This window comes from Alsobacter sp. KACC 23698, assembly GCF_045348435.1.
GTDB lineage: Bacteria > Pseudomonadota > Alphaproteobacteria > Rhizobiales > Beijerinckiaceae > Alsobacter.
The window spans coordinates 5,381,176-5,392,734 of the sequence record NZ_CP157484.1; the positions used below are offsets into that span (position 1 = coordinate 5,381,176).

The window sequence follows — 11,559 nt, forward strand, 5'->3', positions numbered from 1 at the left end:
GCGGTATCGGGCCGCCCGCCGACGCTGTCAACCGCGCCAGGGTCCCGGCCAGGGTCCCGATCCGGGCGGGCGGGCCGTCAGCCCGGCCTCGGCCCCCAGGGGCCGGGCGCCTCCGCGGAGGGCGCGGCGAGCGCCGATCCGCCGGTCGGCGGCAGGAACCCGGACGCGCCGGCCGCCTCCGGAGCGGCGAGGGCCGGCGGCGGGACATGCCCGCCCGCATAGCGCACGAGCGCCTCGATCCGCTCCTCGATGGGCGGATGCGTGGCGAACAGGTCGGCGAAGCCGGAACGGGGATTGTCGACGCACATCTCCATCAGCCCGGACGGAACGCCCTCGATCTCGCCCCGGCCGGAGATCTTCATCAGCGCCGAGATCATGGCGTCCGGGTTCTTGGTCAGCTCCACCGCGCCCGCGTCGGCCAGGAATTCGCGCGAGCGCGACAGGCCGAAGCGGATCGCCTGCGACAGGAGCCACGCCACCGCGATCAGCGCGACGCCGATCAGGATGGCGGCGAAGGCCCCGCCCGAGCCCTTGTCGCGCGAATCGGAGCTCGACGACGAGGACGAGCTCGACCTCGACGAGACGGGGCCGCTGCTGAAGTTGGACAGGACGCGGAAGATCAGTTCGGCGAAGAACGACACGACCCCGGCGATCACAACCGCGATCACCATCATGCGCACGTCCTCGTTGCGGATATGCGTGAGCTCGTGGCCGAGCACGGCCTCCATCTCGGCGTCGGTGAGGGCGGCGCGCAGCGCCGTCGTCACCGTGATGGCGTATTGGCGCTCGTTCATGCCCGTCGCGTAGGCGTTCAGCGCCTCGCTCTCCAGGATCTCCAGCCGGGGGACCGGCATGCCGCGCGCGATGCAGAGCGTCTCGAGCAGGGTGTAGAGCCGCGGCTCCTCGGCCCGGGTGACGCCGCGGGCGCCGCTCACGGCGTCGATCAGGCGCTGGTGGAACAGGTACGCCGCCCACGTCCAGAGCGCGACGCCGGCCGTCACCCAGGGCGCGGCGGCCCGCAGATCGCGCCCGGCCCGCCGGACGAGCTCGGCGAGGCCGGCGTCCGGCCCCAGGGCCTCGCCCAGCAGCGCCGCCGCGAAGGTCAGCACATAGACGAGCGCCACCAGGCCGGCCAGCATGAAGGCCGAGCGGATCCGGTTCGCCCGGATATGCGTGTAGAGGCCGAAGACGGGGTTCATGAGCGCCCCTGCAAGGCCGCGTCAGGCGCGTGGCGTCGCCGCGCGGTCAGAACTTCACGACCGGCGTCTGGTCCAGCGTCTTGCGGCTCTCTTCGCCGACGTCGAAGAACTCGCGCGGGGCGAAGCCCATGCCGGGGGCGAACAGCACCGCCGGGAACGCCTGGATGGAGGCGTTGTATTCGCTCACGGCGTTGTTGAAGAAGCGCCGCGCCGCAGCGAGCTTGTTCTCGACGTCCGAGAGATCGGCCTGGAGCTGCTGGAAATTTGCGCTGGCCTTGAGATCCGGATAGGCCTCGCCCAGCGCGATCAGCCGGCCGAGCGCGCCGGAGAGCTGCTGCTCGGCGGCGGCCTGCTGGGCGGGGCCCTGCGCGCCCAGCGCGGCGTTGCGGGCCTGCACCACGGCTTCCAGCGTCCCGCTCTCATGCGAGGCGTAGCCCTTCACGGTCTCCACCAGATTGGGGATCAGGTCATGGCGCTGCTTCAGCTGGACGTCGATGTCGGCGAAGGCCTGCGACACGCGCTGGCGCAGTCCGACCAGGCCGTTATAGACCGACACCGCCCACAACAGCAGGGCCGCCACCACGCCCAGCACGATCCAACCGCCCATGTCGCTCTCCATCCGTCCGGCGCGCCGCCTCCGGCTACGCTTAAGCCGCGGCGGTGAAGTTTCAGTCTATCCGTTTTGTGCGCTCCCGCACATGCCCGGCTCGATTGCCGCTGTGCGCGCCTTGCGTTAAGCAGCGAGCGGGCAGGGAGCACGCTGAATGCGCCAGGGGATGAGGGTGACGACCGCCGCGGCGGCGGGCTTGGCGGCCGCGGTCGTCGCGCCGACGGGCGCATTCGCGGCGGACGGCCTGAACGGGGCCGCGCTGGGGCTCGGCTGGGCGCTCCCCTTCGTCGGCATGCTGCTGTCGATCGCGCTCTTCCCGCTGCTCGCCCCAAACCTGTGGGAGCATCACCAGGGCAAGATCACGGCGCTCTGGGCGGCGGTGGTCGCCATCCCGATGGCGGCGCTGCTGGGCGGCGGGCCGACCGCGACCGCGCTCGTCCACACCGCGCTGCTCGACTATATCCCCTTCATCCTGCTGCTGCTGGCGCTGTTCACCACCGCCGGCGGCATCCTGATCGCCGGCAACATCCATGGCTCGCCGGCCATGAACACCGCGCTCCTGGCGATCGGGGCGCTGTTCGCCAGCCTGATCGGCACCACGGGCGCGTCCATGGTGATGATCCGCCCGGTGATCCGCGCCAATGACGACCGGCGCCACAACGTCCACGTCTTCGTCTTCTTCATCTTCCTGGTCTCGAACCTGGGCGGCGCGCTGACGCCGCTGGGCGACCCGCCGCTGTTCCTCGGCTTCCTGCGCGGCGTCGACTTCTTCTGGACGACCAAGCACCTCGCCGCCGAGACGCTGTTCGCGGGCGGCCTCGTGCTGGCCGTCTTCTTCGCGCTGGACAGCGTCATCTACCGCAAGGAGGACCCGCTCCCGGACCCGACGCCCGACCGGAAGGTGAGGGTGCGCGGCCTGGTCAACCTGGCGCTCATCGGCGTAATCGTCGCCGCCATCCTGCTCAGCGCCGCCTGGCGGCCGGGAGTGGCCTTCACGGTGCTGCACGTGCCCGTGGAGGGCCAGAACCTCGTGCGCGACCTCGCCATGGTGGCGGTCGCGATCGCGTCGCTGCGGCTCACCAAGCCGGCCTGGCGCGAGGCCAACGGGTTCTCGTGGGGGCCGATCAAGGAGGTCGCGATCCTGTTCGCCGGCATCTTCGTCACCATGATTCCGGTGCTGGCCATGCTGCAGGCCGGCAAGTCCGGCGCCTTCGCGCCGCTGGTGGCCATGGTGACCAACCCGGACGGCAGTCCCAGCAACGCGGCCTATTTCTGGCTCACGGGCGCGCTCTCGTCCTTCCTCGACAACGCCCCGACCTATCTGGTGTTCTTCCAGCTCGCAGGCGGCGACGCCCAGGCGCTGATGGGACAGGGCGCGCTCACTTTGGCGGCCATCTCCTGCGGGGCGGTGTTCATGGGCGCCAACAGCTATATCGGCAACGCGCCCAACTTCATGGTCTACGCCATCGCGCGCGGCGCGGGCGTCAAGATGCCGAGCTTCTTCGGCTACATGCTGTGGTCGGGCGCGGTGCTGATCCCGACCTTCCTGCTGGTGACGTGGGTGTTCTTCAGGGGGTGAACGATCAAACGTCTAGCGGCGGCGGGCGCAGCCGGGACTCGACGATGCGCCGCCAATCGCGGTCACCGCGACAAATCATCAGGACGGTCACGACCTTTGCGTTCTCGTCGACGTCATACGCGACCACGTACGACCCGAGCGGGAAGTACCGTATGCTCTCGAGACGAGAGCCGCCATGAGGTGCGATCGCCAGGACGCTCGTGGCGCGTTCTCGCAGCTGGCCGATGAACCGAATCGCCGCAATCGGATCGAACTGTCCGATGTAATCAGCGATGTCGTCTAAATCAGCGTCTGAAATCTTTGTAAAAGAAACCGAGTAGCGCATTCAGCATCAAGGCCGTGGCATGAACTTCGTCCTGATCCGTTGGATCTTTTGCTCAAAGTATTCGTCCGTCGCAGGGATCAGTTCGCCCTCCGACGCCTGTTGACGTGACGCTTCGACACGACGCCAGAAGCGTGACTGAGACTCAGCCGTGAGACGGGCTTCGAGCGCGTCCGAAATGACGTCTTCGGCGCTCTTGGCGCGTCCCTCCGCCACTTCTGTGGCGAGGTAGTCTTCTAGGTGTTTCGGCAACGAGACCTGCATGTCGGTTCCCTTGAACGGGTGGCCAGTCTAGCTCGCTTCCGCGGGTCGTCAAACGCAAGGGGCCCCGGCGCGCTCACGCCGGGGCCCCTCTGGACGGCTTGAGGGAGGGCCTACTCGGCCGCCATCTGGTTGCTGGGCGCGGCCGCCTTCACGTCGGAGTCCACATGGGCTTCGAACTTCCGGAAATTGTCGGTGAACATGGTCACCAGCCGCTGCGCCATGTCGGCGAAGTCCGCCTTGTTGGCCCAGGTCTTCACCGGATAGAGGATGTGCGGCTCGACGCCCGGCACCGAGGTCGGCACCGAGAAGCCGAAATAGGGGTCGGTGCGGAAGTCGGCCCGGTTCAGCGAGCCGTCGAGCGCGGCCGTCAGCAGGCGGCGGGTGACCCGGATCGGCATGCGCCGGCCGACGCCGTATTTGCCGCCGGTCCAGCCGGTGTTCACCAGCCAGCAGTCGACGCCGTGCTTGCCGATGAGGTCGCGCAGCAGATTGCCGTAGACGGACGGGTGACGCGGCATGAAGGGCGCGCCGAAGCAGGTGGAGAAGGTCGCCTGCGGCTCCGTCACGCCCTTCTCGGTGCCGGCCACCTTGGCGGTGTAGCCCGACAGGAAGTGGTACATGGCCTGCGCGGGCGTCAGCTTGGCGATCGGCGGCATCACCCCGAAAGCGTCGCAGGTCAGCATGATGATGTTCTTGGGCACGCCCGCCCGGCCCGTCAGGGAGGCGTTGGGGATGAAGTCCAGCGGATAGGCGATGCGGGTGTTCTCGGTCCTCGATCCGTCGTCGAAGTCCGGCAGGCGGGTCTCCTCGTCGAGAACCACGTTCTCCATCACGGTGCCGAAGCGCTCCGTGGTGGCGTAGATCTCAGGCTCGGCCTCGCGCGACAGCTTGATCGCCTTGGCGTAGCAGCCGCCCTCGAAATTGAAGACGCCGCCCGGCGCCCAGCCATGCTCGTCGTCGCCCAGGAGCGTGCGGTTCGGGTCGGCCGACAGCGTGGTCTTGCCGGTGCCGGACAGGCCGAAGAACAGCGCCACGTCGTTCTTGGAGTCCTTGGCCGTGTTGGCCGAGCAGTGCATCGGCATGACGCCCTTCGGCGGCAGGACGAAGTTCAGGTAGGAGAAGACAGACTTCTTCATCTCGCCCGCATAGGACGAGTTGCCGATCAGCACGATCTTGCGGGTGAAGTCGCAGGCGATGATGGTCTCGCTGCGGCAGCCGTGCCGGGCCGGATCGGCCTTGAAGGACGGCAGGTCCACGATCGTCATGTCGGGGATGAAGCTGGCGAGGTCCTGCCATTCGGGACGGATCAGCAGCGTGCGGATGAACAGCGAGTGCCAGGCGTATTCGGTGTAGACGCGCGCCTTGACGCGGAAGGACGGGTCGGCGCCGCCATAGAGGTCCTGCGCGAAGAGCTCCTTGCCGCGCGCATGCGCGAGGAAGTCGCCCAGGATGACGTCGAACTGCTCGGGCGTGATCGCGCCGTTGTTGTCCCACCAGACGCTGCCCTCCGTGAGGGCGTCCCTGACGAGGAACTTGTCCTTCGGGGACCGACCGGTGTGGGCGCCGGTCTCGGCGACGATCGGGCCGCCGGCGGCCAGCTTGGCCTCCCGACGAGCGATCGACTCCTCATAGAGGCTGGCCGTCTGGAGGTTCCAATGGACCCTCTTCAGGTCCTTAAAGCCGAACGCCTCGGCGCCGTGCGCGCCGTTATAGGTCCCGACATTATCCACGATCGCTCACTCCACCCGTACGCGGGCCGCCCGGCCCGATGATCGGAAGGACCGGCAGGGCCGGCCTCGGCCGCCGGCGGAACGGCTCAACCAGCGAGCGGCGTCCTGACGGCGACCTCGACCTCAACTTGCACGAGACGTCCGAGAGAACAAGTCGTTCCTTGGGCTGAAAGCGTTTTGGCGCGCACGCTCGGCGCCGCGCCGCAGCATTCAAACGATTTAGATCTCACTCTTATCTTAAGCACGGGCTTTTTGAGCGAGCGTTTGGAAAGCTTTTCTCAAGTCCGCAGGCGTCGACACACGTTCCACGAAGGCAAGACGCGCCCGACGATCTTCGGCCGCGAGGTCGCAGCCTTCCGGGTCGAGGCCCGTGATGGTCCAGGGTCCGGGCGGCAGGCCCAGGAGGCGGGTCGCGTAGAGCGCGGCGATGTCGGGATGGTCGGCGTTGACGTGGGCGATCGCCTCCTCCTCGGCGGCGACCAGAGAGGCCGCGCCCGCGAGGTCGACCAGCAGGTCGGCCGGCGTGAGGTCGACGATCCGCCCGAAGCCGGCGACGAGGTGGCCGCCGCGCACGGCCAGGCGGTAGAAGGCGAAGTCGGAGAAATCCGCATAGAAGCCCGCGCCCGGGTTCTGCGCCAGGAAGCGGCGGCGGGCGGCGGGGTCCTGCGTCTTCTCGGCGACCGCCGTCAGGCTGACGCGGGGATGGACCAGCGGGTCGCCCGCGCCCACGTCGGCGAGCAGCAGCGAGCAGGCGGGCTGCGCCTCGATGTTGCGGGTGTGGACGGCCAGACGCGAGATCAGCAGCAGCGGCGAACCGTCGACGTCCGCCGCCACGGACACGAGCGACGCGTAGGGCCCGCCGGTCGCCGGATCGAGGGTGGCCAGCGATCCATAGCGCGACGTCCGCATCAGGCGGCGGGCTTCGGTCCGGGCGTCGAAGGATTTCGCCGGCTCGGCCGGCTCGGGCGAGGTGTCTGGCATCGGAGCCTCGTGGGGGGCGGCGCGCGAAAACGTGGCGGCGCTGCGCAATTAAGTCTACAATCATCAAGCGCATAGCCGTGAATCGGGGAACCCTCTGGCCATGCGTCACATTTACGCCGCGCTTGGCCGCGAGCGTCCGCCGCCGCTCATCAAGCCAAGCAAGTCAAGCGCTTGCAAGCCGTCCTGCTCGTCTTGACGTCAGAAAGGCCCGGGAACAGTTCCACATGCCGACCATCGCCCTCGTCGACGACGACCGCAACATCCTCACCTCCGTCTCCATCGCGCTGGAGGCCGAAGGATACAGGATCAACACCTATACGGACGGGGCGGCGGCCCTCGACGGGCTGAAGCAGAACCCGCCCGACCTCGCCATCTTCGACATCAAGATGCCCCGGATGGACGGCATGGAGCTTCTGCGGCGGTTGCGGCAGAAATCCGACATGCCGGTGATCTTCCTCACCTCCAAGGACGAGGAGATCGACGAGCTGTTCGGCCTGAAGATGGGCGCGGACGACTTCATCCGGAAGCCGTTTTCGCAGCGGCTTCTGGTCGAGCGCGTCAAGGCGGTGCTGCGCCGGGCCGGCGCCAAGGAGGCGGTGTCCCCCAAGGAGGGCGACGCCAAGGTGCTCGAGCGCGGGCTCTTGAAGATGGATCCCGAGCGGCACACCTGCACGTGGAAGGGCGAGCCTGTGACCCTGACGGTGACGGAGTTCCTCATCCTCCAGGCGCTGGCGATGCGCCCGGGCGTGGTGAAGAGCCGCAACGCCCTAATGGACGCGGCCTATGACGACCAGGTCTATGTGGACGACCGCACCATCGACAGCCACATCAAGCGCCTGCGCAAGAAGTTCAAGTCGGTCGACGACGACTTCGAGATGATCGAGACGTTGTACGGCGTCGGCTACCGTTTCAAGGAATCCTGAGCCCGCCGGCGCCGCCCGCCTCCGGGCCCGAGCCATGACCGTCCACACCGACCCACGCCTCGTTCCGGCCCAGCCCCCGGCGAGCCGCCCGTCCCTGGGCGCCGCCATCGTGGCGAGGGCTCGCGCCCTCACGCGCCTGGCCGTCCAGCGCGGCTCGTCGAGCCTGGTCCGGCGCATCGTGGTGCTGAACCTCGCCGGGCTGGTCGCCCTGCTTCTGGGCTTCCTCTACCTCAACCAGTTCCGCGAAGGCCTGATCGATTCGCGCGTGCAGAGCCTGCTCACCCAGGGCGAGATCATCGCCGGGGCGGTGGCGGCCTCGGCGACGGCCGACAACGATTCCGTCACCATCGACCCCGACAAGCTGCTGCAGCTGCAGGCGGGCGAGAGCGTCGGGGTCGGCGACGACAGCGCCCTGGAGTTCTCCATCAACCCCGAGCGCGTCGCGCCGCTGCTGCGCCGGCTGGTGACGCCCACCCGCACCCGGGCGCGCATCTACGACCGCGACGGCTTCCTGATCCTGGACTCGCGCTCGCTCTATTCTCGCGGCGACATCATGCGCTTCGAGCTGCCGCCGCCGACCGCCGAGGAGCCGACGCTGGTGGAGCGCACCTGGAACCAGGTGAAGCGCACCTTCGGGCGCAGCAACCTCCCGCTCAGCGAGGAGATCAACGCCGCCAACGGGCGCAACCTGCCCGAGGTGTCGCGCTCGCTCACCGGCTCGCCGGCCAGCGTGGTGCGGGTCAACGCCAATGGCGAGACCATCGTCTCCGTGGCGGTGCCGATCCAGCGCTTCCGGGCGGTGCGCGGGGCGCTGCTGCTGTCCACCCAGGGCGGCGACATCGACGGCATCATCGCCGGCGAGCGCTTCGCCATCCTGCGCGTCTTCGGCGTGGCGGCCGGCGTGATGATCGTGCTGTCGGTGCTCTTCGCCGGCACCATCGCGGGACCAATCCGGCGGCTCTCGGCCGGCGCCGAGCGCGTCCGGCGCGGCGTCAAGGGACGCGAGGAGATCCCGGACTTCACCGACCGTTCGGACGAGATCGGCCACCTCTCCGGCTCGCTGCGCGACATGACCAAGGCGCTCTACAACCGCATCGACGCGATCGAGGCCTTCGCGGCGGACGTGGCGCACGAGCTCAAGAACCCGCTCACCTCCCTGCGCAGCGCCGTCGAGACCCTGCCCCTGGCGCGCTCGGACGAGTCCCGCGGGCGCCTCCTCGCCGTGATCCAGCACGACGTGCGCCGGCTCGACCGCCTGATCAGCGACATCTCGGACGCCTCGCGCCTCGACGCCGAGCTGGCGCGCTCCGAGGCGGAGCCCGTGGACATGGTGCGCCTGCTCCAGACCGTGATCTCGGTGGCCAACGGGGTCCGCCGGGACGACGGCGTCGCCATCACGCTGGACGTGACGCCGGACCCGCGCGGGCGCGACGCCTTCATGGTGATGGGCCATGATTCGCGCCTGGGTCAGGTGGTCAGCAACCTGATCGAGAACGCCCGGTCGTTCTCGCCGCCGGGCGGGGTGGTGCGCGTCTCGGTGAGGCGAGCCGGCCCCCATGTGGAGATCGAGGTCGACGACGACGGCCCGGGCGTGCCCAGCCACGCCTTCGAGCGCATCTTCGAGCGGTTCTACACCGACCGGCCCGAGCAGGGCTTCGGGCAGAACTCCGGGCTCGGCCTGTCGATCTCGCGGCAGATCGTCGAGGCCCATCGCGGGCGCATCTGGGCCGAGAACCGCATCGCCCCGGCCGGCGAGGGCGAGGAGCCCCGCTGCCTGGGCGCGAGCTTCCACGTCAGGCTGCCGGTCGCGCAGCCGTGACCGGGCGGGCCGGCCCGCCGGGCGGGGACGCCCCCGACGTCGCCGCCCACGCCACCTGCGTGGTGGTGGGCGAGGCGGGCGTGCTGATCCGCGGCGCGTCCGGCGCCGGCAAGTCGACGCTCGCCCGCAGGCTCCTGGCGGGCGCGGCCCGCGCCGGGCTCTACGGCTCGCTGGTCGCGGACGACCGGGTGCGGCTGAGCGTCAAGGGCGGGCGCGTTCTCGCCAAGACGCCGGCCTCGATCGCCGGTAAGATGGAAATGCGCGGACAAGGGATCCTGACCGGGCCGCACGAAAGCGCGGCGGTGCTGCGGCTCGTCGTCGACTGTGGCGTCAAAGCACTGGACAGATTCCCGGAACGTGTTGATCTGCTGGCGGAAGTGGCGGGCGTATGCCTGCCGCGGATTGTCGCGGGGCCTGACGACGCGGATCGCGTGTTGCTGGCTCTTGGATACGGCCAATATCTCTATGAGCCGGGGAACCCGAGCCCGGTTGATGCATTGTAGGGGGTTGCACTTCCTGCCGCATCGCACAAAATGAGGGCTTCGTGCGCTTCGAGCGCGCTGGAGAGCAGTTTTCATGATCGGTATGGTGCTCGTGACGCACGGGCGGCTGGCGATCGAGTTTCGCGCCGCCATGGAGCACGTCGTGGGCCCGCAGCAGCAGGTTGAGACGATCACCATAGGGCCGGACGACGATATGGATCAGCGCCGACGCGACATCGTGTCGGCTGTCGAAGCCGTCGACACCGGAGACGGCGTGGTGATCCTCACCGACATGTTCGGCGGCACCCCTTCCAACCTGGCGATCTCGGTCATGAACGGCGGCAAGACCGAAGTCGTGGCCGGCATCAACCTCCCGATGCTCATCAAGCTGGCGAGCGTCCGGGGCGAATGCGACCTCGACAAGGCCGTCGTCCAGGCCCAGGAGGCCGGGCGCAAATACATCAACGTCGCCAGCCGGGTCCTCGCAGGCAAATGAACGGCATCGACGACCCCGACTGCGATTGCCCGCCCGCGCCGATTCCCGAGGGCGCGCTCGTGCGGGAGTTCTCGATCGTCAACCGCAAGGGCCTGCACGCCCGGGCGACGGCGAAGTTCGTGCAATGCGCGGAGCGCTTCGAATCGGCGATCCAGGTCACCCGCTGCGGCGAGACGGTCGGCGGCACCTCGATCATGGGGATCCTGACGCTCGGCGCCGGCATCGGCACCACCATCACGGTGACGGCGGTCGGCCAGGACGCCGGGGATGCGCTGGACGCCCTCCAGCAGCTCGTCGCCGGGCGTTTCGGCGAAGACGAGTAGCGCCCGGCCCAACAAAAAGGCCGCCCGGCGGGACCGGACGGCCTTTTGATTCCGCCTTGGAGCCGGTCAGACCCGATAGTGCCCGTTGCGCTTGACCAGCACGGTCGCGCCCACCGGGACGCGGTTGTAGAGGTCGACCACGTCCTCGTTCAGCATGCGCACGCAGCCGCTCGACACCTGCTCGCCGATGCTCCAGGGCTCGTTCGTGCCGTGGATGCGGAACAGGATGTCCCGGCCGCCCTGGTAGAGATAGAGCGCGCGCGCGCCGAGGGGGTTGTCGACGCCGCCCTCGCGGTGGCTCGGCAGGTTCGGGCGAATCCTGACCATGGTCTTGGTCGGGCTCCAGGCCGGCCAGACGCCCTTGCGCCCGACGCTGGCGACGCCGCTCCATGAGAAGCCCAGCTTGCCCACGCCCACGCCGTAGCGCAGGGCGGTTCCGCCCGGCTGGACCAAATAGAGGAAGCGCTGGTCGATATCGACCACGATCGTGCCGGGCTTCTCGGGCCCGTTGTAGGACACGGTCTGCCGGTTGAACTCGGGCGCGATCTTGCTGCGGTCGACGAGCGGGATGTCATGCGGCTGGTCGGGCGCATAGCCGATATACCAGGAGGCCAGCTCCGGATCGCTCATCAGGTCCGGGTTCCTGCCCGACTTCATCGCGACGGTGTTGCAGCCGGTCACGGCTGCGCCCGCCAACAGGGCGAGAAGGGAACGGCGTGCCATCATCGAACGGGAATCTTTCGGTTGTCGCGGGTTTGAACGGCCGCAAGACGGGCCGAGGCGTCGATCATCCGAGGACTAGCCAATGAGGCCGGGCCCGCCAACCCTGCC

General features: G+C 68.8%; 13 protein-coding genes. 6 read left to right on the forward strand and 7 right to left on the reverse strand.

Annotated features, from left to right (window positions below):
* Positions 1 to 77 precede the first annotated feature (77 nt).
* Both ABEG18_RS25765 and ABEG18_RS25770 read right to left on the reverse strand, forming a co-directional pair.
* A complete protein-coding gene (locus ABEG18_RS25765; protein ID WP_406855878.1) occupies positions 78 to 1,199 on the reverse strand; it encodes a M48 family metallopeptidase in 1,122 nt (373 codons plus the stop codon).
* Between the two features lie 46 nt (positions 1,200 to 1,245).
* Complete coding sequence (locus tag ABEG18_RS25770; protein ID WP_406855879.1) at positions 1,246 to 1,806, reverse strand: LemA family protein; 561 nt, start codon at positions 1,804 to 1,806, stop codon at positions 1,246 to 1,248.
* Positions 1,807 to 1,963: 157 nt separating this feature from the next.
* Here ABEG18_RS25770 and ABEG18_RS25775 point away from each other — a divergent pair, with 157 nt between their 5' ends.
* The gene (locus tag ABEG18_RS25775; protein WP_406855880.1) at positions 1,964 to 3,388 is read left to right on the forward strand and encodes a sodium:proton antiporter; all 1,425 of its coding nucleotides are present in this window, start codon (positions 1,964 to 1,966) and stop codon (positions 3,386 to 3,388) included.
* Positions 3,389 to 3,392: 4 nt separating this feature from the next.
* Here ABEG18_RS25775 and ABEG18_RS25780 read toward each other — a convergent pair whose 3' ends face one another.
* The 4 genes from ABEG18_RS25780 to ABEG18_RS25795 form a co-directional block, all read right to left on the reverse strand.
* Positions 3,393 to 3,713, reverse strand: a complete 321-nt coding sequence (locus tag ABEG18_RS25780; protein WP_406855881.1) for a type II toxin-antitoxin system RelE/ParE family toxin — start codon at positions 3,711 to 3,713, stop codon at positions 3,393 to 3,395.
* Positions 3,714 to 3,719: 6 nt separating this feature from the next.
* Positions 3,720 to 3,974 carry a type II toxin-antitoxin system ParD family antitoxin gene (locus tag ABEG18_RS25785; RefSeq protein WP_406855882.1) on the reverse strand — a complete coding sequence of 85 codons (255 nt, stop codon included), beginning with the start codon at positions 3,972 to 3,974 and terminating at the stop codon, positions 3,720 to 3,722.
* Between the two features lie 110 nt (positions 3,975 to 4,084).
* On the reverse strand, positions 4,085 to 5,704 hold the full coding sequence (locus ABEG18_RS25790; RefSeq protein WP_406855883.1) for a phosphoenolpyruvate carboxykinase: 1,620 nt from the start codon (positions 5,702 to 5,704) through the stop codon (positions 4,085 to 4,087).
* 237 nt (positions 5,705 to 5,941) lie between these two features.
* A complete protein-coding gene (locus ABEG18_RS25795; RefSeq protein ID WP_406855884.1) occupies positions 5,942 to 6,685 on the reverse strand; it encodes a HugZ family protein in 744 nt (247 codons plus the stop codon).
* A 224-nt stretch (positions 6,686 to 6,909) separates the two neighbouring features.
* Between ABEG18_RS25795 and ABEG18_RS25800 the strand changes: the two genes are divergently transcribed.
* The 5 genes from ABEG18_RS25800 to ABEG18_RS25820 all read left to right on the forward strand — a co-directional run bounded on the left by ABEG18_RS25800 (position 6,910) and on the right by ABEG18_RS25820 (position 10,728).
* The gene (locus tag ABEG18_RS25800) at positions 6,910 to 7,608 is read left to right on the forward strand and encodes a response regulator (protein WP_406855885.1); all 699 of its coding nucleotides are present in this window, start codon (positions 6,910 to 6,912) and stop codon (positions 7,606 to 7,608) included.
* 34 nt (positions 7,609 to 7,642) lie between these two features.
* Positions 7,643 to 9,427 carry a stimulus-sensing domain-containing protein gene (locus ABEG18_RS25805; RefSeq protein WP_406855886.1) on the forward strand — a complete coding sequence of 595 codons (1,785 nt, stop codon included), beginning with the start codon at positions 7,643 to 7,645 and terminating at the stop codon, positions 9,425 to 9,427.
* Complete coding sequence (locus ABEG18_RS25810; protein WP_406855887.1) at positions 9,424 to 9,930, forward strand: HPr kinase/phosphorylase; 507 nt, start codon at positions 9,424 to 9,426, stop codon at positions 9,928 to 9,930. The genes ABEG18_RS25805 and ABEG18_RS25810 overlap by 4 nt, the downstream gene beginning before the upstream one ends.
* 73 nt (positions 9,931 to 10,003) lie before the next feature.
* Positions 10,004 to 10,405 (forward strand): PTS sugar transporter subunit IIA, encoded by a 402-nt coding sequence (locus ABEG18_RS25815; protein WP_406855888.1) that lies wholly within the window; start codon positions 10,004 to 10,006, stop codon positions 10,403 to 10,405.
* On the forward strand, positions 10,402 to 10,728 hold the full coding sequence (locus tag ABEG18_RS25820; RefSeq protein WP_406855889.1) for an HPr family phosphocarrier protein: 327 nt from the start codon (positions 10,402 to 10,404) through the stop codon (positions 10,726 to 10,728). Before ABEG18_RS25815 ends, ABEG18_RS25820 begins: the two co-directional genes overlap by 4 nt.
* Before the next feature lie 66 nt (positions 10,729 to 10,794).
* Here the strand turns inward: ABEG18_RS25820 and ABEG18_RS25825 are convergent, their stop codons facing one another.
* Positions 10,795 to 11,385 (reverse strand): L,D-transpeptidase, encoded by a 591-nt coding sequence (locus tag ABEG18_RS25825; protein ID WP_406858713.1) that lies wholly within the window; start codon positions 11,383 to 11,385, stop codon positions 10,795 to 10,797.
* Positions 11,386 to 11,559: the final 174 nt, after the last annotated feature.

Excerpts from the sequence above, each read along its gene's own strand:
- ABEG18_RS25765 (WP_406855878.1), bottom strand. The coding sequence starts at position 1,199 with ATGAACCCCGTCTTCGGCCTCTACACGCATATCCGGGCGAACCGGATC.
- ABEG18_RS25770 (WP_406855879.1), bottom strand. The coding sequence starts at position 1,806 with ATGGGCGGTTGGATCGTGCTGGGCGTGGTGGCGGCCCTGCTGTTGTGG.
- ABEG18_RS25775 (WP_406855880.1), top strand. The coding sequence starts at position 1,964 with ATGCGCCAGGGGATGAGGGTGACGACCGCCGCGGCGGCGGGCTTGGCG.
- ABEG18_RS25780 (WP_406855881.1), bottom strand. The coding sequence starts at position 3,713 with ATGCGCTACTCGGTTTCTTTTACAAAGATTTCAGACGCTGATTTAGAC.
- ABEG18_RS25785 (WP_406855882.1), bottom strand. The coding sequence starts at position 3,974 with ATGCAGGTCTCGTTGCCGAAACACCTAGAAGACTACCTCGCCACAGAA.
- ABEG18_RS25795 (WP_406855884.1), bottom strand. The coding sequence starts at position 6,685 with ATGCCAGACACCTCGCCCGAGCCGGCCGAGCCGGCGAAATCCTTCGAC.
- ABEG18_RS25800 (WP_406855885.1), top strand. The coding sequence starts at position 6,910 with ATGCCGACCATCGCCCTCGTCGACGACGACCGCAACATCCTCACCTCC.
- ABEG18_RS25805 (WP_406855886.1), top strand. The coding sequence starts at position 7,643 with ATGACCGTCCACACCGACCCACGCCTCGTTCCGGCCCAGCCCCCGGCG.
- ABEG18_RS25815 (WP_406855888.1), top strand. The coding sequence starts at position 10,004 with ATGATCGGTATGGTGCTCGTGACGCACGGGCGGCTGGCGATCGAGTTT.
- ABEG18_RS25820 (WP_406855889.1), top strand. The coding sequence starts at position 10,402 with ATGAACGGCATCGACGACCCCGACTGCGATTGCCCGCCCGCGCCGATT.
- ABEG18_RS25825 (WP_406858713.1), bottom strand. The coding sequence starts at position 11,385 with ATGAAGTCGGGCAGGAACCCGGACCTGATGAGCGATCCGGAGCTGGCC.